Annotated in this window: 22 protein-coding genes; 10 read left to right on the top strand and 12 right to left on the bottom strand. The window is 71.4% G+C overall.

The window, feature by feature from the left end; all coding sequences use genetic code 11:
• Positions 1-4: 4 nt before the first annotated feature.
• Positions 5-1312: a phenylacetate--CoA ligase PaaK gene (gene paaK / locus ACAX67_RS06600; RefSeq protein ID WP_370703014.1), complete on the bottom strand. Its 1308-nt coding sequence runs from the start codon at positions 1310-1312 to the stop codon at positions 5-7.
• Between the two features lie 85 nt (positions 1313-1397).
• Between paaK and ACAX67_RS06595 the strand changes: the two genes are divergently transcribed.
• Both ACAX67_RS06595 and ACAX67_RS06590 read left to right on the top strand, forming a co-directional pair.
• A complete protein-coding gene (locus ACAX67_RS06595; protein WP_370703013.1) occupies positions 1398-2012 on the top strand; it encodes a TetR/AcrR family transcriptional regulator in 615 nt (204 codons plus the stop codon).
• A gap of 68 nt (positions 2013-2080) precedes the next feature.
• Complete coding sequence (locus ACAX67_RS06590) at positions 2081-2923, top strand: 3-hydroxybutyryl-CoA dehydrogenase (RefSeq protein ID WP_370703012.1); 843 nt, start codon at positions 2081-2083, stop codon at positions 2921-2923.
• Here the strand turns inward: ACAX67_RS06590 and ACAX67_RS06585 are convergent.
• Together ACAX67_RS06585 and ACAX67_RS06580 are read right to left on the bottom strand one after the other, a co-directional pair.
• Positions 2920-3297, bottom strand: coding sequence for an MmcQ/YjbR family DNA-binding protein (locus ACAX67_RS06585; RefSeq protein WP_370703011.1), 378 nt, complete (start codon positions 3295-3297; stop codon positions 2920-2922). The two genes, ACAX67_RS06590 and ACAX67_RS06585, sit on opposite strands and share 4 nt — an antisense overlap.
• Before the next feature lie 51 nt (positions 3298-3348).
• A complete protein-coding gene (locus ACAX67_RS06580) occupies positions 3349-4602 on the bottom strand; it encodes an oxygenase MpaB family protein (RefSeq protein ID WP_370703010.1) in 1254 nt (417 codons plus the stop codon).
• 43 nt (positions 4603-4645) lie between these two features.
• Between ACAX67_RS06580 and ACAX67_RS06575 the strand changes: the two genes are divergently transcribed.
• Positions 4646-5236 carry a TetR/AcrR family transcriptional regulator gene (locus ACAX67_RS06575; protein ID WP_370703009.1) on the top strand — a complete coding sequence of 197 codons (591 nt, stop codon included), beginning with the start codon at positions 4646-4648 and terminating at the stop codon, positions 5234-5236.
• Here the strand turns inward: ACAX67_RS06575 and ACAX67_RS06570 are convergent.
• The 3 genes from ACAX67_RS06570 to mca are packed head-to-tail and all read right to left on the bottom strand — an operon-like array spanning position 5221 to position 6984.
• Positions 5221-5862, bottom strand: coding sequence for a LysE family translocator (locus tag ACAX67_RS06570; RefSeq protein ID WP_370703008.1), 642 nt, complete (start codon positions 5860-5862; stop codon positions 5221-5223). The two genes, ACAX67_RS06575 and ACAX67_RS06570, sit on opposite strands and share 16 nt — an antisense overlap.
• Positions 5859-6101, bottom strand: coding sequence for a hypothetical protein (locus ACAX67_RS06565; RefSeq protein ID WP_370703007.1), 243 nt, complete (start codon positions 6099-6101; stop codon positions 5859-5861). The genes ACAX67_RS06570 and ACAX67_RS06565 overlap by 4 nt, the downstream gene beginning before the upstream one ends.
• Positions 6102-6105: 4 nt before the next feature.
• Positions 6106-6984: a mycothiol conjugate amidase Mca gene (gene mca / locus ACAX67_RS06560; protein ID WP_370703006.1), complete on the bottom strand. Its 879-nt coding sequence runs from the start codon at positions 6982-6984 to the stop codon at positions 6106-6108.
• Between the two features lie 41 nt (positions 6985-7025).
• Between mca and ACAX67_RS06555 the strand changes: the two genes are divergently transcribed.
• Complete coding sequence (locus tag ACAX67_RS06555) at positions 7026-7436, top strand: DUF4307 domain-containing protein (protein ID WP_370703005.1); 411 nt, start codon at positions 7026-7028, stop codon at positions 7434-7436.
• A gap of 174 nt (positions 7437-7610) precedes the next feature.
• Positions 7611-8108, top strand: coding sequence for a transcription elongation factor GreA (greA, locus tag ACAX67_RS06550; RefSeq protein WP_370703004.1), 498 nt, complete (start codon positions 7611-7613; stop codon positions 8106-8108).
• Between the two features lie 16 nt (positions 8109-8124).
• Here the strand turns inward: greA and ilvA are convergent, their stop codons facing one another.
• The 4 genes from ilvA to ACAX67_RS06530 are packed head-to-tail and all read right to left on the bottom strand — an operon-like array spanning position 8125 to position 13171.
• The gene (gene ilvA / locus ACAX67_RS06545) at positions 8125-9342 is read right to left on the bottom strand and encodes a threonine ammonia-lyase (protein WP_370703003.1); all 1218 of its coding nucleotides are present in this window, start codon (positions 9340-9342) and stop codon (positions 8125-8127) included.
• Positions 9335-10678: an AI-2E family transporter gene (locus tag ACAX67_RS06540; RefSeq protein WP_370703002.1), complete on the bottom strand. Its 1344-nt coding sequence runs from the start codon at positions 10676-10678 to the stop codon at positions 9335-9337. Before ACAX67_RS06540 ends, ilvA begins: the two co-directional genes overlap by 8 nt.
• Positions 10675-12003: a glutamate mutase L gene (locus ACAX67_RS06535; protein WP_370703001.1), complete on the bottom strand. Its 1329-nt coding sequence runs from the start codon at positions 12001-12003 to the stop codon at positions 10675-10677. The genes ACAX67_RS06540 and ACAX67_RS06535 overlap by 4 nt, the downstream gene beginning before the upstream one ends.
• Entirely contained in the window at positions 11996-13171 is a 1176-nt protein-coding gene (locus ACAX67_RS06530; protein WP_370703000.1) for a cystathionine gamma-synthase, read from the bottom strand. Before ACAX67_RS06530 ends, ACAX67_RS06535 begins: the two co-directional genes overlap by 8 nt.
• A 59-nt stretch (positions 13172-13230) precedes the next feature.
• Between ACAX67_RS06530 and ACAX67_RS06525 the strand changes: the two genes are divergently transcribed.
• Positions 13231-14172, top strand: a complete 942-nt coding sequence (locus ACAX67_RS06525; protein WP_370702999.1) for a DUF5995 family protein — start codon at positions 13231-13233, stop codon at positions 14170-14172.
• A gap of 35 nt (positions 14173-14207) precedes the next feature.
• Positions 14208-14852: a peptide-methionine (S)-S-oxide reductase MsrA gene (msrA, locus tag ACAX67_RS06520; protein WP_370702998.1), complete on the top strand. Its 645-nt coding sequence runs from the start codon at positions 14208-14210 to the stop codon at positions 14850-14852.
• Between the two features lie 75 nt (positions 14853-14927).
• Here the strand turns inward: msrA and ACAX67_RS06515 are convergent, their stop codons facing one another.
• Positions 14928-15899 (bottom strand): alpha/beta hydrolase, encoded by a 972-nt coding sequence (locus ACAX67_RS06515; RefSeq protein WP_370702997.1) that lies wholly within the window; start codon positions 15897-15899, stop codon positions 14928-14930.
• A gap of 53 nt (positions 15900-15952) precedes the next feature.
• Here ACAX67_RS06515 and ACAX67_RS06510 point away from each other — a divergent pair, with 53 nt between their 5' ends.
• Positions 15953-16498 carry a TetR/AcrR family transcriptional regulator gene (locus ACAX67_RS06510; protein WP_370702996.1) on the top strand — a complete coding sequence of 182 codons (546 nt, stop codon included), beginning with the start codon at positions 15953-15955 and terminating at the stop codon, positions 16496-16498.
• Between the two features lie 13 nt (positions 16499-16511).
• On the opposite strand, the gene ACAX67_RS06505 is transcribed toward ACAX67_RS06510, so the two are convergent.
• Positions 16512-17222 carry a hypothetical protein gene (locus tag ACAX67_RS06505; RefSeq protein WP_370702995.1) on the bottom strand — a complete coding sequence of 237 codons (711 nt, stop codon included), beginning with the start codon at positions 17220-17222 and terminating at the stop codon, positions 16512-16514.
• A 276-nt stretch (positions 17223-17498) separates the two neighbouring features.
• Here ACAX67_RS06505 and ACAX67_RS06500 point away from each other — a divergent pair, with 276 nt between their 5' ends.
• On the top strand, positions 17499-17849 hold the full coding sequence (locus ACAX67_RS06500) for a YciI family protein (protein WP_370702994.1): 351 nt from the start codon (positions 17499-17501) through the stop codon (positions 17847-17849).
• A gap of 140 nt (positions 17850-17989) precedes the next feature.
• Positions 17990-20044 (top strand): CARDB domain-containing protein, encoded by a 2055-nt coding sequence (locus tag ACAX67_RS06495; protein WP_370702993.1) that lies wholly within the window; start codon positions 17990-17992, stop codon positions 20042-20044.
• Positions 20045-20066 lie beyond the last annotated feature (22 nt).

Here is a 20066-nt window from a genome sequence, read left to right as displayed (position 1 = left end):
AGGTCTAGCGCTTCGGGCGGTTGTCGACGATCCGTCGCATCTTGCCGAGCGAGCGCTCGACGGTGTCCGGAGGCACGACGTCGACGGCGACGCTCACACCGATCTTGTTCTTGACGAGCCGCTTGAGCTCGGCGCCGGCGTCGGCCGCCGCCTCGCTGCCCACGCCCTCGCGGTGCTCGACCAGGACCGTGAGGTCGTCGAGGTTGCCGGTGCGCGAGAGCACGCACTGGAAGTGCGGCGACAGCGCAGGCGTGTGGAGGATCAGCTCCTCGATCTGGGTCGGGAAGAGGTTCACGCCGCGCAGGATGATCATGTCGTCGGTGCGGCCGGTGATCTTCTCGATGCGGCGCATCGTGCGGGCCGTGCCGGGCAGCAGCCGGGTCAGGTCGCGGGTGCGGTAGCGGATGATCGGCATCGCCTGCTTGGTCAGCGAGGTGAAGACCAGCTCGCCCTCCTCGCCGTCGGGCACCGGCTCCATCGTGAAGGGATCGACCACCTCGGGGTAGAAGTGGTCCTCCCAGACGTGGAGGCCGTCCTTGGTCTCGACGCACTCGCTCGCGACGCCGGGACCGATCACCTCGGACAGGCCGTAGATGTCGACGGCGTGCATGTCGAGGCGCTGCTCCATCTCGTGGCGCATGTCGTTGGTCCAGGGCTCGGCCCCGAAGATGCCGACCTTGAGAGAAGTGCTGCGCGGGTCGATGCCCTGACGCTCCATCTCGTCGATGATCGAGAGCATGTAGGACGGCGTCACCATGATGATGTCGGGACGGAAGTCCTGGATCAGCTGCACCTGGCGCTCGGTCATGCCGCCCGACACCGGGACGACGGTGCAGCCGAGCTTCTCCGCGCCGGCATGCGCGCCGAGCCCGCCCGTGAAGAGGCCGTAGCCGTAGGCGTTGTGCAGCACGTGCCCGGCCCGGCCTCCCGCGGCCCGGATGCTGCGCGCGACGACCGTGGCCCAGGTGTCGAGGTCGTCCCGCGTGTAGCCGACGACGGTGGGGCGGCCCGTCGTGCCGGAGGAGGCGTGCACGCGCACGACCTCCTCGCGCGGCACGGCGAACATCCCGAACGGGTAGTTCTCCCGCAGGTCGGCCTTCGTGGTGAAGGGCAGCCTCGCCAGGTCGTCGAGCGACCGGACGTCGTCGGGGTGCACGCCGGCGGCGTCGAACGACGACCGGTAGTGCGGCACGTGGTCGTAGGCGTGCCGCACCGACCACCGCAGGCGCTCGAGCTGCAGCGCGCGGAGCTGGTCGACGGAGGCCGTCTCGATCGGGTCGAGATCACCGGGTCGGGGGCTCAGGTCGTGCATGGTGGGGAACGCTACATTACCGACCGAACATTCGGTAGTTTCGATTCCACCGCGTCCCACGCCTCGGTCTGAGACGATGACCCGCATGTCCGCGACGAGCGACACCGCCGCCCCCCGCACCCGCGGGCGGCCCGGCTACGACCGCGAGACGGTGCTGCGCCGGGCGATCGAGCTGTTCAACCGACACGGCTACGACGCGACCTCGGTCGGCGACATCGCGGCCGACCTCGGCATCACCAAGTCCGCGATCTACCACCACTTCGCCAGCAAGGAGTCGATGCTGTCGGCCGCGCTGGACGAAGCGCTGGAGGAGCTCAACCGGCTCGTCGACGCCACGGCGGCCACCCAGGCCGCCACGGCCTACGACCGCCTGCGCGCGACGGTCGAGGGCGCCGTACGCATCCTGGCGTCGCACCTGCCGGCCGTCACCCTGCTGCTGCGGGTGCGCGGCAACAGCGAGATCGAGCAGCGCGCACTCGTCCGGCGCCGCCACATCGACGAGCAGCTCGCCAGCCTGGTGCGCCAGGCCGCCGACGAGGGCGCGCTGCGCACCGACGTCGACCCGGAGCTGATCAGCCGGCTGGTGTTCGGCATGGTCAACTCGCTGGTGGAGTGGTACCACCCCGACGGCAGCGTCGACCCGGCCGCGCTCAGCGAGCGCGTCGCCGACGTCGTCTTCGAGGGTCTGCGCTCCTCCTGAGTCCGCGAGTTTGCGGACCGATGGGTAACAAATAGCGTGGCTGCTCCGAGCATCGAGAGGGAGCGGACATGGAGCTGATCGGAGTCGTCGGCGGGGGCCTCATGGGGTCCGGCATCGCCGAGGTGTGCGCCCGCGCCGGGCGCGACGTCATCATCGTCGAGGCCAACGATCCCGCGGCCGAGGCCGCGCGCAGTCGCATCGAGAAGTCGCTGCGGCGCGCCGCCGAGCGGGGCAAGCTCGACGACCCCGACGCCGTGCTCGCCCGGATCCGCTTCGTCACCGACCTCGAGGAGCTCGCCGACCGCGACCTGGTCGTCGAGGCGATCGTCGAGGCGGAGGAGGCCAAGGTCGAGCTCTTCGCCCAGCTCGACAAGATCGTCGGCCCCGACGCCGTGCTGGCGTCCAACACCTCCTCGATCCCGATCATGAAGCTCGCCGTCGCGACCCAGCGGCCGCAGCAGGTGCTCGGCATCCACTTCTTCAACCCGGTCCCCGTGCTGCGTCTCGTCGAGCTGGTGCCCAGCCTGATGACGTCGGAGGAGACCACCGCCCGTTCGCGCGCGTTCGTCGAGGAGGGCCTCGGCAAGCAGGCGATCCTCTGCCAGGACCGCGCCGGGTTCGTCGTCAACGCCCTGCTGATCCCCTTCATCCTCTCCGCCATCCGGATGATGGAGTCGGGCTTCGCGACCGCCGAGGACATCGACCACGGCCTGGTGCTCGGCGCGGCCCACCCGCAGGGCCCGCTCGCGCTGGCCGACCTGATCGGGCTCGACACCACCAAGGCGGTCGCGGAGTCGCTCTACGAGGAGTTCAAGGAGCCGCTCTACGCTCCCCCGCCGCTGCTGCAGCGGATGGTCTCCGCCGGCCTGCTCGGCCGCAAGACCGGGCGCGGCTTCTACACCTACTCCTAGGCGGGGCGCTCGACCGTGGCGGCGAGCCGCTGCGGTGCCTGCAGGCAGTAGGAGTCGGTCAGCAGCTCGGCCAGCTCCTCCCAGTCGGTGTCGTCGTCGACGAGCACGCCGACGACGTTGCCGCCCCACTCGCTCCGGAAGTACGGCGCCCCCAGGTGCTCGAACGCGAGCACCTCGTCGGGCTCCGCGCGGAACGTGATCCGGAAGAGCTGGTCCTCACCGCCGAACAGGTGGCAGACCGTCGCCTGCCCCACCCGCCAGCGCACGCCGACCCACGCGGTCTCCTCGTAGCACTCCGGCAAGCCCTCCATCACGTCGCGCAGCCGGTCGACCCACGCGATCGGCACCTCGGGACGGGTGGGTGCTGCGGGCATGGCGCTGAATCTCCCACACCTCACCGACACCCGCGAGACGGTGTGCTGTCGTCAGGGCTTGAGGGGACTGACCTCGGGGGTCTCGTCGAGGAAGTGGCTGTCGAGGATGCGCTGGCTGACGCTGTCGCCCCAGGCGAGGAGCCGGCGCCGGCCCCAGCGGGTGCGACCGACGACCCGGTAGCGCACCGTGTTGAGCGCGGCGATGTAGAGGTGGGCCCACGGCGGGCGCAGCGGGAGGCCGAGCTCGCGCATGCTGGTCGGCCCGAGGAACGTCGTGAGCATGCTGAGCAGCCGCTCCTTCTCCCACGTCGCCCGGAGCCCCTGCAGGAGGCGCGGCCAGCCGGGATAGCGCCGTTCCCGCTGGGCCTGCACGATCGCCTGCGCCAGCTGCGGGCCGGCCTCGGAGATGTCGGCCTGTGCCAGCAGCACGTGGTAGGCCTGCCGGTGCCGCTCCCACTCGCTGTCCACGAGGAAGTCGGCGTCGACGCCCATCAGCCAGCCGACGTACTTCCACAGGTGCATCAGGGCGCGCGACTCCGCACGGCTGATGCGGACCCCGAGACCGCGCGCCCCGACGATGAGCACGCCGTCGAAGAGCATCAGCGTCGAGGCCTGGTCGGACTGGTTGATCGGCAGTCCCCAGCGCGCGCTGTCCCACTGCGGCTCGAAGGTGCTGTTGACCAGGGCGTGCATGGCCCGCACGTGGACGGTCAGCCGCCAGGCCTCGCTGCCCGGGCGCAGCGAGCCGGGCTGGCTGATGGCGACGACCCACTTCTGGGTCTCGCCGAGCCGGCGCCGGGTGCTGTCGCCGACCAGCCCGCCCGTCGCGACGAGGAGGTCCGGAGGGCCGCCGAACCGGTAGCCGCCGATGAGCGAGAGCTGGGTGAGCACGTCCGCGGCGTTCTGGCCCAGCCGCCGCGACACCCGCGCGCCGCGGTCGAGGAGGTCCCAGTCGACCCACGCGGGCGTGGCCCCGACCTCCGCGAAGAAGGCGCGCAGCGCCTCCGGCGCGTCGGGTACGGCGTCGATCCCCTGCTCGAGCGCGGTGCGGAACTGGCCCATGGTGACCCGGCCGGGCTCACCGGCTCGCATCCGGATCGCGTCGGCGAGCCGCGCACCGGGCTCGTCGCGCTCGCCGAAGCCGCGGCCGATCCGCGCCATGAGCTCCTCGTCGACGTGCCGCACGCGACCCAGCAGCCGGAGCGGGCGGCCCAGCCGCACGCCGCGCGCCTCCGCCGCGCGGTAGCGCTGGGGATACGCGCCGATCGGGCTGCCGTGGCCGGCCTCGGTCTGCTGTGCGGTCATGGTCCATTGTTACGCGAGTGATGACTCGCATACAATTCGCATCATGCGGAAGCAACCCCGGCAGGAGCGCTCGCGCCAGATGGTCGAGCGCATCGTCGCGGCCGGGCGTCAGGTCCTGGTCGACGACGGCTACGACGCCTTCTCCACCAACCGCGTCGCCGCCGCCGCGGGCGTCAGCCCCGGGTCGCTCTACCAGTACTTCCCCGACAAGGCGACGATCCTCGACCTCGTCGTCGACCGCTACCTCGCCGACACCGCCGAGCAGGTCGGCGCGGCGCTGTCCGACCGGATCACCGAGTTCGGTCCGGCCATGGTGCGCGACACGGCGGACGCACTGGTGGCCGCGCTCGAGTCCGACCGCGCGCTGCTCCGGGTCGTCTCCGAGGAGCTCCCGCTCGCGCGCTCGCGCCGGCGGCTCACCGACCTCGAGCGCCAGGTCCGCGACCTGATCACGGCCTACCTCGCCGCGCGACCCGAGCTCAACCACCGACCCGACGCGGGCGCAGCCGCGTGGATGCTCGTGCTCGCGATGGAGAACCTCGCGGTGCGCTGGGTCCTCGACCAGCCGCCGGTCCCGCGCGAGCGGCTGCTCGACGAGATGGTGGCGATGGTGGCGGGCTACCTGCTCTCGTGACCGGTCAGGGCCATGCCGACGCCGAGTCCGATCATCGAGACCCCGCCCAGCGCCCCGAGGGTGCTGCCGCGGCGCGGTGAGCCGGCGAACCAGTCCCGCGCGCGCCCCGCCGCCGCTGCCCAGGTCGTGTCGCACACGACGCCGAGCGTCACGGCCACCGCGCCGAGCAGGAACATCTGCAGCGGCACGGCGCTGCCGTCCGGGTCGACGAAGGGCGGCAGGAGCGCGCCGAAGAGCAGGTAGCCCTTCGGGTTGCTGACCCCGACGACGAAACCCTGGCGGACGGCCGCCGTCCGCGTGAGCGGCAGTCGAGGCGCGGTGCTCACGACCTGCATCTCGTGCCGGTGCCGCAGCGCCTGGACACCGAGGTAGACCAGGTAGCCCGCGCCCAGCAGCTTGATCACGGTGAAGACGACGACCGACTCCGCCACGATCGAGCCCAGCCCGATCGCCACCAGGGTCATCACGGCGAAGAAACCGAGCGAGTTGCCGAGGACGCTGGCGAGAGCGATCCGCTGGCCGTACGAGACGGCCCGGCCGACCACGAAGACCACGCTCGGACCGGGGATGACGATGACGACCAGCGCAGCGAGCCCGAAGCCGAGCAGCTGGTCGACGCCGATCACGCCCGGCCGCCCGCTTCCTTGCCGCCGGCCTCGCGGTCGTCGGACTCGACGGCGCCGTAGACGCCCTGGTCGGCGGCGGCGTGCACCTTCTTCAGGTGCTTGGAGAGGCTCCACCCGAGCAGCGCGACGGCCACGAGCAGCGCGATGAAGACCACGAACCCGATCGGCCCGGCCACGACGCTGTTGTCGGAGGGGGTGCCGTCCGTCGCGGTGACGGTGGCCAGGATCAGGTGGGTCATGCGCCTATTGTCCCACTCCCGCGTCGACGCCGGCGAAGAGGTCGTCCTCCGGCAGCTCGGTCGGCACGTGGCTCTTGACCAGCTCGTAGTCCTCGGTCGGCCAGACGCTCACCTGGATCTCCCGCGGGATCGCGAACCAGAACCCGTCGGGGTCGATCTGCGTCGCGTGCGCGAGCAGCGCCTGGTCGCGCACGCCGAAGTAGTCGCCGCACGGCACCCGCGTGGTGACGCGCTCGTCCCACTCCGGGTCGCGGGTCCAGTTCTCGAGGCGCTCGGTCCACGGCGACTCCAGCCCGTGCTCGAGCATCGCGTCGTGCAGCGCCTTGATCCGCGGGTAGCTGAACGTGTGGTGGTAGTAGAGCTTGCTGACCTGCCAGGCCTCGCCCAGCTCGGGGGCGTACGACGGATCGGCAGCCTTCTCGAAGGCGTAGACCGAGATCTCGTGGCACTTGATGTGGTCGGGGTGCGGGTAGCCGCCGTTCTCGTCGTACGTCGTCATCACCTGCGGCCGGAAGCTGCGCACCAGCCGGATCAGCGGGGCGGCCGCGTCCTCCAGCGGCACCAGGCCGAAGCAGCCGTCCGGCAGCGGCGGCTTGGGGTCACCGTCGGGCCAGCCGGAGTCGACGAAGCCGAGCCAGTCCTGGGTCACCCCGAGGATGTCGCGGGCCCGCTCCATCTCCTGGCGGCGGATCTCGTGGATGTTCTCCAGGATCCCGGGGCGGTCCATCTTCGGGTTGAGGATCGAGCCGCGCTCGCCCCCGGTGCACGTCACGACGTGCACGTCGACGCCCTCGGCGACGTAGCGGGCCGTCGAGGCCGCCCCCTTGCTCGACTCGTCGTCGGGATGGGCGTGCACGTGCAGGAGGCGGCGGCCGTTGGGCATGCCCGAGATCGTAGGACTGGGGGCCATGCGAGCATGAACTGGTGAGCGCGTCGACCCATTCCCTCGCCGAGCGGTACGGCGCACCCCCTCGCTGGCGGCGCTACTTCCTCATCGCACTGGTGGCCGTGCTGGTCGGAGGCTTCGGCGTGCTGTGGCTGTGGATCACGATCGTCCAGTCCGACCCGAAGGTCTCCTCGGAGCTCATCAGCTCCGACATCGTCAGCGACCACGAGGCGACGGCCGTGATCCGGGTGCAGTACGGCGAGGGGCCGGTCGACGCCCACTGCACCGTGCGCGCGATCGCCCACGACAAGACGGTGGTCGGCGAGGAGACGTTCGAGCCCCGGCAGGACGGCGAGCAGGACAACACGGTGACGATCAGGACCGAGCGTCGCGCGACGGCGGTCGACAGCATCGGCTGCACGGCCGAGGGACAGGTCCGGCCGCGCTGACCTGACGCGGGAAATCAGCGCGAACACCTCCGAGTTGGTAAACTCGAACTTCTGTCCGGCCTCGCGCCGGCGCCCGACCGACACGTCGTCGCGATCGACCAGGGGCGCCAGAGCGGGCGAGACGATCCGGACCCGCACGAGAAGACCGCATATCCGTATACCCAGGAGTACCCGATGACGCAGACCGACCAGACGATCTGGCTGACCCAGGACGCCTACGACAAGCTCCAGGCGGAGCTCGAGGACCTCAAGGGCCCCCAGCGCCAGGAGATCGTGGCTCGGATCAGTGCTGCGCGCGACGAGGGTGACCTGAAGGAGAACGGCGGCTACCACGCCGCCAAGGACGAGCAGGGCCGCATCGAGGGGCGCATCCGCCAGCTCGAGGACATGCTCCGCAAGGCCGAGGTCGGCGAGACCCCTGCCGACGACGGCGTGGTCGAGCCCGGCATGGTCGTCACCTACAAGTTCGAGGGCGATGACGACGACGACGCGGAGACCTTCCTCCTCGGCGCTCGCGAGATCGAGCCCGAGGGCCTCACGGTCTACTCCCCGCAATCGCCGCTCGGCGCCGCGATCATCAGCCACAAGGTCGGCGAGACGGTGTCCTACGAGGCGCCCAACGGCAAGGTGCTCCAGGTCGTCATCCTCGACGCCAAGCCCTTCGCCGGCTGATCCCGACGCTCGGGGGTCAGCGCTCGACGACGGTGTAGCCGTGCTCGCGGAGGCGCGCGATCAGCGCCTCGGCGTGCGGCTCCCCGCGGGTCTCCAGCTGGAGCTGCACGTCGACCTCGTCGAGCAGCAGGCTCGGTGAGATCCGCTCGTGCACGACCTCGATGACGTTGCCACCGGCCTCGCCGATCTGGGTGAGCAGCTGGGCGAGGCCGCCCGGCACGTCGGCCAGGGTGACCTGCAGGTTGAGGTAGCGCCGGCCCGCGGCCATGCCGTGCCGGATCACCTTGCCGAGCAGCAGCGGGTCGATGTTGCCCCCCGACAGGACGACGACGACCGGCCCCTCGAACCGGTCCGGCTCCTCGCACAGGGCGGCCGCGGCGGCGGCACCGGCAGGCTCGACGACGAGCTTCTCGCGCTCGACGAGCGCGAGGAGCGAGCGCGAGAGAGCCTCCTCGGAGACCGTGAGCAGGTCGTCGACGTACTCCTGGACGAGGCGGAACGTCAGCTCACCCGGCTGGCCCACGGCGATGCCGTCGGCCATCGTGGCCATCTGCGGCAGGCGGAGCGGACGGCCCTCCAGCAGTGAGGGCGGGAAGGCGGCCGCGCCCGCGGCCTGCACCCCCACGACGCGTACGTCGGGCCGGGCCGACTTCACCGCGATGGCGACCCCGCACAGCAGCCCGCCGCCGCCGGTCGGCACGATGACCGTGGCCGCCTCGGGCAGCTGCTCGATGATCTCGAGCCCCAGCGTGCCCTGCCCGGCGACGACGTCGACGTGGTCGAAGGGGTGGATCAGCACCGCCCCGGTCTCGGCCTCGAACGCCCGGGCCGCGCCCAGCGCGTCCTCGAGCACACCCGGGACGAAGCGCACCTCGGCGCCGTACCCCCGGGTGGCGCGCTCCTTGGGGATCGGCGCACCTTCGGGCATGAAGACCGTGGCGGTGATCCCGTGCTGCTGCGCCGCGAGCGCCACGCCCTGCGCGTGGTTGCCGGCCGACGCGGCGACGACGCCGCGCGCCCGCTCCTCCTCGGACAGGCGGGCGATCCGCACGGCGGCACCGCGCACCTTGAACGACCCGGTGCGCTGGAGGTTCTCGCACTTGAGGTGCACCGGCACGCCGGTGACACCGGCCAGCCACCGCGACTCGAGCATCGGCGTGCGGACGGCGACGGCGTCGACGAGCGGCCGCACCGCCTCGATGTCGGCCAGGGTGACGACGGTCGGCTCAGTCATGGTCGTGTCCTGTGTCGATGACGTCCTCGAGCTCCTCGGCGCCCTCCTCGACGGGCATCTGGGCGAGCTCGGCGAGGTGGAGGACCACGGCGTTGCCGGCGGCGGCCAGCGGCACGGCGACGAGCGCGCCCACGACGCCGGCGACGAGCACTCCCCCGGCGATCGCGAGGATCACGCCGAGCGGGTGCAGCTGCACCCAGCGGCCGAGCAGGAAGGGCTGCAGCCCGTGCGCCTCCAGCTGCTGCACGCCGACCAGCACCCCGAGCATGATCAGGGCGGTCAGCGGGCCCTGGTCGACGAGCGCGACCAGCACGGCGACGGTGCCGGCGATCGTCGCCCCGATGAGCGGCACGAACGCGCCGAGGAAGACCAGCACGCCGATCGCGAGCACGAACGGCACGTTGAGGATCGCGGCGCCGATCATCACGCCGATGGCGTCGACCGCCGCGACGATCACCGTGGCGCGGACGAACTGGACCAGCGAGAGCCACGCGACGCGGCCCGAGCTGTCGACCCGCTCGCGCGCCGCGCGGGGAGCGATCCGGACGATCCAGCCCCAGATGCGGTCGCCGTCGGCGAGGAAGAAGTACGTCGCGAACAGGGTGATGAAGAACCCGGCGACGACGTGTCCCAGCGCGGAGCCCACCTCGGTGACCCGGCCGAGGATCTCGCCGTCCTGCGAGCGCTCGGTGATCATGTCCTGGGCGTTCCCGATCCAGTCGTTGATCTGGGAGTCGCTGGCGTTGACCGGTCCCTCCCGCAGCCACCGCCGGATCTCCTCGAGCCCCTGCACGGAGGAGTCGGCGAGGTCCTGCGCGCCGCTCGCGACCTGCTGGCCCGCGAAGGTCAGCAGGGCGGCGATCGCCAGGATGCCGCCGATGACGACCAGCAGTGCGGACAGGCTCTTGCGGATGCCGATGCGGGTGAGCAGGTGCACGAGCGGCCAGGCGAGCGCGCTGACGAGCAGGGCGATCGCGATCGGGATGGTCACCACGGCGAAGTAGCCCACGAGCCGGAGCAGCACGTAGCCGGCCGCCCCGATCAGCAGCAGCCGCCACGACCACGCGGCCGCGAGGTCGAGGCCCCAGGGGACCTCGGCGCGGCCGGTGCGCGACGGCCCGGTCAGGATCGGCGCGGGCCCGCCGCGGCGCTCCTCGCGTGCGAGCGCCCACTGGTGCGCGAACCGCTGCAGCACGCTCTCGACGCTCTCGTCGTCGTGATCGCCGGCCTCGTCGCGCTCCTCGGCGCGCCGCCGGAGCGCGAAGCGGCGGTGCCGCTGCTCCTCCGCCCGCTCGGCAGGCTCCAGCGGCTCCTCGGGGCCCTCCTCCTCCGTCACGTCGACACCGTAGCGAGCGACCTCGCCAGCCGGTAGGCGATGTCGGGGTGCCGCTGGGAGAGCAGCCCGACCGCGGCCAGCAGGTACTGCCCGTCCACGACGATCCGCGCGCGCTCCGGCAGCTGCCAGCCCTCGGGGTCGTCGGTGGTCACCAGCGACCCGAGCACCCGCTCGGCCACGCCGGGACGGCCGTGCCGCAGCACGCCGCCGCTCCCGATCACCAGCGCCACCTCGCGCAGGTCCACGCCGGTGCGCTCCACGACCCGCCCGTCCGGAGAGACGACCACGCGCGAACGACCCGCATGCCGGCGTACGGCGGTCTCGGCGGCCGTGCGCGCGATGTCCTCGTCGGCGTCGTACTCCGCCTCCGTGCTGGGGACGTACGACGGCGGCAGGCCCGCCGACTCGCGCATGCCGAGGTCGGCCTCGACGGTGCGGGTGGCGGAGGTGGGGGCGACCACCTCGTGGGCCAGCCCGTCGTCGGAGCGCTCGGCGTCGAGCGTGACCACGGAGTAGACGTCGGTGGTCGCGCCGCCGACGTCGACCACGACGACGTCGCCGATGCCGGGGCGCTCCTCGTCGATGCCGTGGGCGAGCAGCTCGACGCCGGCCAGGACGATGTCGGGCGTGGGCCCCTGGACCAGGCGCGCGAGCTCGGCGCCCCGCTCGCTCAGGCCCTTGCCGGCGATGACGTGCTGCAGGAACTGCGCCCGCACCGCCGCCCGCGCGCTCTCGGGCGCGAGCACCCCGATCCGGGGCACCGCGTTGTCGGCCAGCACGTGCGGCTGCCCCGCGAGGATCGTCGCGATGTCGTCGTGCGCCTCGACGTTGCCGGCCACCACCACCGGCCCGTCGAAGGCGGAGGCGGCGAGGGCCCGCGCCGCGGCCACGACCGCCTCGCGGTTGCCGCCGTCGGTGCCACCCGTGAGCAGCACCAGGTCCACCCCGTCCGGAGTCGTGTGCCCCAGCACCTCCTCCAGGGCGTCCTCAGGCACACGACCCGCGGTCGCGACGACGCCGACCACCTTCCCGCCGCTCGACAGCGCGACCCGGCGGCCCGCCTCGGCCGTCACGAGCGCCTCGTGACCGACCACGGCGACCCGCAGTCCACCGCCGGCGCTCGAGCAGGCGAGCACCTCGGCGTCGAGCGCGCGCGGGTCCGCCTCGGCCAGGTCCGCGCGGCACCCCTCGACGGCGTCCATCACGTCGCTCGTGGCGAAGGTCGGCCGCTGCGCGGTCGCCAGCACGTCGGCCGACGTCAGGTCGACGAGAAGAGCCTTGGTGAAGGTGGAGCCGACGTCGACGCAGACGACGGCGTCAGTCAAGAGCCTGCTCCAGGTCGGCGATCAGGTCGTCGGCGTTCTCGATGCCGACGCTGAGCCGGACCAGGTCGGCCGGCACCTCGAGGTCGGTGCCGGCGACGCTCGCGTGCGTCATCCGACCGGGGTGCTCGATCAACGACTCGACGCCGCCGAGGGACTCCCCGAGGGTGAACACCTCGGCGCGCTCGCACACCCGCAGGGCGGCCGCCTCGCCGTCGGTGCAGCGGAAGGACACCATGCCGCCGAAGCGCCGCATCTGGCGCTGCGCGACCTCGTGGCCCGGGTGGGTCTCCAGGCCGGGGTAGATGACCGTGTCGACCTTGGGGTGGCTGGTCAGGAAGTCCGCGACGCGCTCGGCGTTGTCGCAGTGGCGGTCCATCCGGACCGCGAGCGTCTTGATGCCGCGGTGGGTCAGGAACGCGTCGAACGGCCCGGGCACCGCGCCCATCGCGTTCTGGTGGAAGGTGACCTTCTCGGCGATCTCCTGGTCGCGCACGACGAGCGCCCCGCCGACGACGTCGGAGTGCCCGCCGACGTACTTCGTGGTGCTGTGCACGACGACGTCGGCGCCCAGCGTCAGCGGCTGCTGGAGGTACGGCGACGCGAAGGTGTTGTCGACGACGAGCAGGGCGCCACCCTCGTGCGCGACGGCGGCCAGTGCCTCGATGTCGCCGATGGAGAGCATCGGGTTGGTCGGGGTCTCGATCCACACCAGCTTGGTCTCGCCGGGCCGGATCGACGCGCGTACGGCGTCGACGTCGTCGACCGCCGCCGGGCTGTGCTTCAGGCCCCACGGGACGGCGACCTTGTCGAAGAGGCGGAAGGTGCCGCCGTACGCATCATCGGGGATGACCGCGTGGTCACCCGGCCGGCACAGCGCCCGCAGCAGGGTGTCCTCGGCGGCGAGGCCGGAGGAGAACGCGAAGCCGCGCTCCCCCTCCTCCAGCGCGGCGAGCGCCCCCTCGAGAGCGGTGCGGGTGGGGTTGGCGCTGCGGCTGTACTCGTAGCCGCCGCGCAGGCCGCCGACCCCGTCCTGCTTGTAGGTGGAGGTCGCGTAGATGGGCGGGATGACCGCCCCTGTGGTCGGGTCCGGCTCGTAGCCCGCATGGATGGCGCGGGTCTCGAAGCCCACCCCCTTCAGGGGGTGCTCTTGGCGATGCTCTTGGCTCACCCGACGACCCTACTAAGAGTGCCGTAGCGCGGACGCACCCCGGCACGTTGAACACAAACGTGATCACTCTGGCCCGCGCCGCTCTCGGAACCGTGCTCGCCCTCTCCCTCGCCGCCGCCCCGCTGCGGCCTGCGGCCGCCGACACCTATCCGGGCGACCCCGACCCGGTCCGCGGCATCGTGCTCCCGCCGCTCGACAGCCTCATCAGCCTGCTGCCGCCGCTGCCCGTGCCGGGGAGCGAGTACGCCGGCGACCTGTGCCGCTCGGGCAGCAGCTTGTGCATCGACGAGGTCATGGCGCGGATGCGCACCCGCCTCGACGGCCTGGTGGCGACCTGCTCGCACAGCGCGATCTTCTCCCTGGCCTACCTGCGCGTCACCGAGAACGTCAGCAACGCCGTGCGGTCCGGCTACTTCGACGACGCGAAGTGGCTCAACCGCGTCGACACCGTCTTCGCCGACCTCTACTTCAGGACGACCAGCGACTGGGAGGCCGGCCGTCGGGCAAACATCCCGGCCGCGTGGAAGATCGCGCTCCAGGCCGAGGACGACCACGCGATGAGCGGGCTCGGCAACTTCCTGCTCTCGATGAACGCCCACATCAACCGCGACTTCCCCTACGTCCTGGCGAAGGTCGGTCTCACCGCCCCCGACGGCACCAGCCACAAGGCCGACCACAACCGCTACAACCAGCGGCTCGACCAGCTCTACGTGCCGGTCTTCAAGGAGGAGGCGGCCCGCTTCGACCCGACCTTCGACGACATCAACGCCGGGTCGGTCGAGGAGACGATCGCGGGCGTGATCATGCGCGGCTGGCGGGAGATGGTGTGGCGGCACGCCGAGCTGCTCTCGCTCGCCCGCACGCCCGCCGCGCGCCGCGCCGTCGAGAAGCAGATCGAGACCTACGCCGCGCTCCAGGCCATCGGGATCCGGCAGTTCTTCACCACGCCCCACCCGGAGAAGCGCGACGCGTGGTGCGCCGTGCACGGAGCCACCGGCTGAGGCGTAGACCTTGCGTTCGCGGGGAGAATGGAGGCATGTTCTCCCGCCGCAAGACCGAGATGGTCGACCCCGCCGAGGCGCTCCCCGGCCGCTCCACCCCCGCGTTCCCGCTTCCCGAGAAGCACGAGGTGCTCGACGCACCGCTGGTGACCGACGACGTGCCCGACGGCCTCGAGGTCGCGGTCTTCGGACTGGGGTGCTTCTGGGGCGCCGAGGAGATCTACTGGCAGATCCCGGGCGTGTGGTCCACGTCGGTGGGCTACGCCGGCGGCGTGACCCCCCACCCGACGTACGAGGAGGTCTGCAGCGGCCGCACCGGGCACACTGAGGCCGTCCGCATCGTCTTCGACCCCGACCGGGTCTCCTTCGCCGACCTGGTCAAGCAGTTCTTCGAGGTCCACGACCCGACCCAGGGCATGCGCCAGGGCAACGACGTGGGCACCCAGTACCGCTCCGCGATCTACTTCACCACCCCCGAGCAGGAGCAGACCGCGCGCGACCTGACCAAGGTGTACGGCGACGAGATCGCGCGCCGCGGCTACGGCGAGATCACCACCGAGATCGCCCCCGCGGGTGACTACTGGTACGCCGAGCCGCACCACCAGCAGTACCTCCACAAGAACCCCTACGGCTACCGCTGCCACGCGAACACCGGCATCCCGTTCCCCGCACACGGCTGACCTCGACGTCGTCCGTGGACCATCCCTGTTTCCGACGGAAAGCGGCCACCAAGGGCAGGCGGTGTGAGCGCGTGCTCATGCCGGGGAGGGGGTGGGCGGAACGTGGGTGGACAGAAAGGCGATCTGGTCGGCGACGACGGTGTCGAAGTACGGGTCGAGGTAGGGCTCGAAGTGTTGGCAGTCGTAGGTCTGGATCTCGCCTTTGGCGAGCTTCTTGGCGGCCTTGAGCGCAACCTCGAAGGGGGTGACGGTGTCGCGCTCGGCGATCTGGACCAGAGTGGGCGCGGTGATCCTGGGGGCGAGACGGCCGGGAGAGTAGAACGGCACGCGCAGCGCGATGCGTGCTGCCACGTTGTTCTCGGGGAGCAGCTCCTCGTAGCGGTCGCCGGCCAGACGGATGGCCATCGGCGCCGCATCTGGCGAGGTCATCATGGCGAGGTCGCCGGGGTAGCCGGCTGCGGGGACCCGGTAGGGCTGACGGCCGGCAAGCGCACGAAGCTGGTCCCAGATCCCTGCGGCGATCAGCCGCGCGACGAGGCGCGTGGGTTGCGAGAACGCTGAGGCTGGGCCGCTGATGTGCGGGACCTGCGCGATGACCGCGGCGATGTCGTGATCCTTCGAGGCGAGGTGCAGCGCGTGGCCGCCACCGAAGGACGTGCCCCACAGCACGACTCGGCTGGTGTCGACCCCCTCGATGTTGCGGGCGTAGGCGGTGGCGGCACGCCAGTCGAGCTGCTGGGCGCCGATGTCCAGCACCCGCCGCGGCTCACCGGCACTGTCCCCCCAGCCGCGGTAGTCGAAGACCAGCACGGCGTACCCCGCCTCTGCGAACCGCGCGGCGTAGGCATCCAAGCGCAGTGCTCGGATGGCGGCGAACCCGTGCGCCATCACGACGATCGGGGGGGTCGCCGCGACGTCAGCGGGGCGATACAGCCAGGCGGCACAGCCAGTGCCGTGGGAGTCGAACGTGATGTCCTCGCGGGTATAAGTGCTCATCGGATTCCTTGGCTCGACGATCTCTTGAGCGATGATCAAGAGGGAATGCACCTCACCGTAGGCTGTTGTTGATTGTTATTCAAGAGCAACGTAGGCTGGATCACATGCCAGCCAACCGCCCCGGCCAGGACCGGGAGGAGAAGCGGCTGGAGCTGATCACCGCGGCTCGCCGGCTGTTCATCGAGGACGGCTACGAAGCGACGCCGATGAGCGCGCTGGCTAAGGCAGCGGGCGTGGCGGGGAACACGATCTACTGGTATTTCGGCGACAAGGACGACGTGCTGGTCGCGGTCTTGGACGCGGTCCTCGGCGACGCGATGGCCGACTATCAACGGGTTGCGGCGCAGCCCCTGGAGGAGCAGTTGCTGTGGGTCGTCGACACCCTCCAGCAGATGCGACGCCTGGTCGCCACGGTCCACTCCCGCGCCGCGCGGTCACCGGCTGTGGACGAGTGGCACACCGGGTTCCACCTCATGGCGGAGTCGCTCTTCCGGTCCGCGCTGGAGCAGGCCGGCCTGACCGGCCCGGACGTCGACTCCGTGGTGAAGATCGGCGTCTTCACTGTCGAAGGCATGCTCAGCCACGATCTGGATGAGGCCGACCGGCAGGCCATCTGCCACCGCCTGGCGCACCAATGGACCCGTCTCTAGCAAGTACTGCCCCTCAGGTGACGCAGGGATTCCCGTAGTAGCCGGCGGTGGTGGTGCCCAACGTGAAGGTGCCGCCCACGCTGGCGCCGAGCGGCGGGTTGCCGACCGTCACCACATGGGTGAGCGTGAGGACGACCGCGTCCTGGCGCACGACCGTGTAGGTGCGTCCCTCGGTCCACGAGGAGACGGTCGTCCGATTGAACTCCACCGTGCCGAGCCCGTTCGGCAGGTCGTACTTGCTGGGCCCGTCGATCACCTGCGGCAGGTCGAGACCTCCGATCTCGACCCCGACCACCCGGGAGCCGCCGACCAGGCTGGGCGGAGGACCGAGGGTGAGGCAGCGGGCGTCCGCCGAGGACTCGGCGGCGGTGATCGTGATCGGCGTGCTGGTGCTGGGGAGCAGGGTCACCTTTGCGAGCGACACCTCCGCGCGACCGCCGTCGCCGATCGCGAGAGGGGCGGCGTTCGGGCTCGACGGGTCGGTGCTCTCATGGGCCGTCGACGCGGAGATGGTGCCGATGCCGCCGACCGGCAGCGAGACCTTCGAGTACTGCGGCTGGTTGACGCAGTCGATCGGCCGCTCTACGTAGGACCTGGGCATCGTGGGGTCGGTGCGCGGCAGCGCCCGACACACGAACCACCCGTTGCGGTCGGCGTCATCCGCGCCCGCGGGGCCGGTGGCCGCGAGCTGGGCTGCGCCCATCCCGATGGTGGTCACGAGCACCGCGCAGAGGGTGCCTGCTCCTGGACGTGTCTTCGCTTTGGTTCCCATGAGGATCGTCTCCGTGAGTGATCCCTCGCCCGCGCACACGCTAGGCCGATCTCTGCGCCCCGTATAGGACCGGTTGACCTACAAGGAGCACCTCGGCCACCTCGCTGCCCGGTCCGCCCACACGACAGCGCTGAATTTCCTCGTCAGCGGGTGTCGTATCGCGCAGAGCCCGTTCGTAGCGATGATGGAGGGCGGGCACCAGGCCTGCCCCGGAGTCGAGGAGCACCCATGCCCGAGTACCTCATCTACTTCAACCAGCAGTGGGTCGGCGACCACCCCGAGGAGTGGTTCCAGGGCCGCGTCGAGCCGTCGATGGCCGTCGTCGACGAGATGAGGCAGGCCGGCGTCTGGGTGTTCGGCGGTGGGCTGGAGGAGGACGCCCCCGTCTACGCCGCCGACGCCACCAGCGGCCGGATCACCGTCACCGACGGCCCCTATGTCGAGACCAAGGAGTGGCTCGGCGGCTTCTGCGTGGTGTCGGTGGCCGACGACGAGGAGGCCAAGGTGTGGGCCGGCAAGGTCGCCGAGGGCTGCGGCTGGCCGCAGGAGGTACGACGTTTCGGCGGTGTGCCGAAGTAACGAGCGCCGAGGCATCAGAAGCGCCTCGTCCGACTCGGTCGAGGCGCTTCTCGCGCGGCCTTTACCTATTTCCCGATTCCCCGGACGCCGCCCCGTGGCCGGTGCTTCACTCGATCGGTTGACCGGTTCCTGGAGGCACCATGCGCCGTACTGCGTCGTTCGTCGTCGCTGCACTCACTGCTCTCACCGCCCTGGCGGCCACGCCCGACGACGCGGCGGGAGCCGCGACCAGGCCGAACCTGAAGGTGTCGCGCATCCACGCGCCCGCCCAGGTCACCGTCGGCCACCGGGCGACGTTCCGCGTCAGCGTCCACAACGCCGCGGGCCGGGCGGGAGCGTCGAAGGTGCGGCTGTACCTGTCCAACGACGGCCGGCACGACCGTGGCGACGTCGCCCTCGGGACGGTCGGGGCGAAGGGCATGGGCGCGGGTGCGACGGTGACCGTCAAGGCCACCTTCAAGATGCCCGCCGAGCTCGGGCCGCACCACGTCATCGCGTGCGCCGACGCCACGCACCAGGTCACCGAGTCCTCGGAGACCGACAACTGCACCCTCACCAAGGCGACGGTCTGGGTGTGGCCGAAGCCCCAGGCGTACGTCGCCGGCACCCCCGACCCCCGCGACGTGACGCCGCAGCTCGGCACGCCCGCGGTGACCAAGGCGATCGGACCGGCCGGCGGTCGCGTCACCCTGCGGGCCGGCTCGAAGAACTACCACCTCGTCGTGCCGGCGAAGGCGCTCGTCTCGACGGTGGCGATCACGATGCGGCCGATCACCCAGGTCGACGGCCTCGGCATGTCCGACCTCCTGGCCGGCGTCGACATCGCACCGCACGGCCTGGCCCTCCTCCGGCCCGCCCAGCTCACCCTGGTGCCGACCACCTCCGTGCCGCTCTCCCGCCAGGCCGGCTTCGTCTACGGCGACGACGGCACCGACCTGCACGCCTACGGCCTCGAGCCCGACGGCACGCTGGAGATGGAGCTGACGCACCTCGGCGGCGTGGGCGTCGGCGATGCGACGCCCGCGCAGCGCGCGGCACAGCAGGCCAGGGTGCCCGCCGACCCCGAGGCGCAGTGGGAGCAACAGCTCGCGGCCTTCAAGGACGACCTCCGTCAGGTCGGCGCGACCTCCCGTGCCCGGACCGCCGCGGAGACCCAGCAGGGTGACGAGCACGCGATCCTGGCGCAGGCGGGAGCCCGCGCGGCGGCGTACGTCCGCGACGTCGCGGTGCCGGGCCTGCGCACCGCCCTCGCGGGTGACACCACCCGCACCGGGCCCGCGGCGATCCGCGCCTTCCTCGGCGCGGCCCGCCAGCTGGAGCTTCTCGGCGTGGGCGACGAGCAGTCGCCGACCGTCGCCGACGGCTGGCAGCTGGTCACCCAGATCATCGACAAGATGATCCCGGACGCCTACCACCGGTGCGTCACCGAGCACGACCCCGGCATGGCCCTCCTCATGCTCTCCGTCGAGCGGCAGCGTCAGCTGCTGGGCATCGGCGACCAGGCCCTCACCTTCGCCACGATGAACAAGTGCCTGCACTTCGAGGTCGACTACGAGTTCGAGCTGGACGGGTCGGCCTGGTCCGACGACGACAGCTCCAACACCGCCTACGGCTACCACCTGCGCGCCCTGCACGTCCCGGTGAGCATCGACATCCAGGACCCCGAGACCAGCGGCACCGGCTCCGGGCCGGAGGAGTACCTCCAGTACTCCGGCGTCTCGACCACCCGGTCGTCGTACTTCCACGACGGGCACGAGGTCGACTGCACGGGCACCGGCACGGCTGCGGGCACGGAGGACGGGACGTTCCACGTGCGGGGCATGAAGCTCGACCTGAACTACTACAGCGACGACCCGGAGTACCGGAAGCCGTTCCGGCTCGACCTGCAGATCGACCCCGGTGCGGTCGGCGCACCCGACGCCCCCCAGGACATCACCGACTACACGGCGGACGACCCGAACTGCATCGTGCCGCAGGGCACCGTGCACAACTGGTTCGCGGCCCTGGCGTTCCTCTTCGCGCACCTCGACGAGTCCGCCGACGAGGACGGGACGTCGTACTCCATCGAGAACTGGTCGCCCGGGAGCCCGGGCTCGGAGGAGCTGGCGACCAAGGTCTACGACCGAGACGTGGTCGGCAACGGCGCGCCGCACGAGCTGACCACGCTGACCTTGCGACACACCCCGCAGGGCTAGCCCGACCAGTCCTGTCGGAGGG

Source organism: Nocardioides candidus (assembly GCF_041321175.1).
GTDB lineage: Bacteria > Actinomycetota > Actinomycetes > Propionibacteriales > Nocardioidaceae > Nocardioides.
The sequence above is the reverse complement of the archived record's forward strand: the minus strand, read 5'-3'. Positions and strand labels throughout refer to the sequence as shown.

What these genes read in the sequence shown, in the direction of transcription:
- mca (WP_370703006.1), bottom strand. Translation starts at nt 6,984, where the DNA reads ATGCCCAACGGCCGCCGCCTCCTGCACGTGCACGCCCATCCCGACGAC.
- greA (WP_370703004.1), top strand. Translation starts at nt 7,611, where the DNA reads ATGACGCAGACCGACCAGACGATCTGGCTGACCCAGGACGCCTACGAC.
- ACAX67_RS06500 (WP_370702994.1), top strand. Translation starts at nt 17,499, where the DNA reads ATGCCCGAGTACCTCATCTACTTCAACCAGCAGTGGGTCGGCGACCAC.
- ACAX67_RS06585 (WP_370703011.1), bottom strand. Translation starts at nt 3,297, where the DNA reads ATGCCCGCAGCACCCACCCGTCCCGAGGTGCCGATCGCGTGGGTCGAC.
- ilvA (WP_370703003.1), bottom strand. Translation starts at nt 9,342, where the DNA reads ATGACTGAGCCGACCGTCGTCACCCTGGCCGACATCGAGGCGGTGCGG.
- ACAX67_RS06495 (WP_370702993.1), top strand. Translation starts at nt 17,990, where the DNA reads ATGCGCCGTACTGCGTCGTTCGTCGTCGCTGCACTCACTGCTCTCACC.
- ACAX67_RS06510 (WP_370702996.1), top strand. Translation starts at nt 15,953, where the DNA reads ATGCCAGCCAACCGCCCCGGCCAGGACCGGGAGGAGAAGCGGCTGGAG.
- ACAX67_RS06595 (WP_370703013.1), top strand. Translation starts at nt 1,398, where the DNA reads ATGTCCGCGACGAGCGACACCGCCGCCCCCCGCACCCGCGGGCGGCCC.
- paaK (WP_370703014.1), bottom strand. Translation starts at nt 1,312, where the DNA reads ATGCACGACCTGAGCCCCCGACCCGGTGATCTCGACCCGATCGAGACG.
- ACAX67_RS06590 (WP_370703012.1), top strand. Translation starts at nt 2,081, where the DNA reads ATGGAGCTGATCGGAGTCGTCGGCGGGGGCCTCATGGGGTCCGGCATC.
- ACAX67_RS06565 (WP_370703007.1), bottom strand. Translation starts at nt 6,101, where the DNA reads ATGACCCACCTGATCCTGGCCACCGTCACCGCGACGGACGGCACCCCC.
- ACAX67_RS06580 (WP_370703010.1), bottom strand. Translation starts at nt 4,602, where the DNA reads ATGACCGCACAGCAGACCGAGGCCGGCCACGGCAGCCCGATCGGCGCG.
- msrA (WP_370702998.1), top strand. Translation starts at nt 14,208, where the DNA reads ATGTTCTCCCGCCGCAAGACCGAGATGGTCGACCCCGCCGAGGCGCTC.
- ACAX67_RS06575 (WP_370703009.1), top strand. Translation starts at nt 4,646, where the DNA reads ATGCGGAAGCAACCCCGGCAGGAGCGCTCGCGCCAGATGGTCGAGCGC.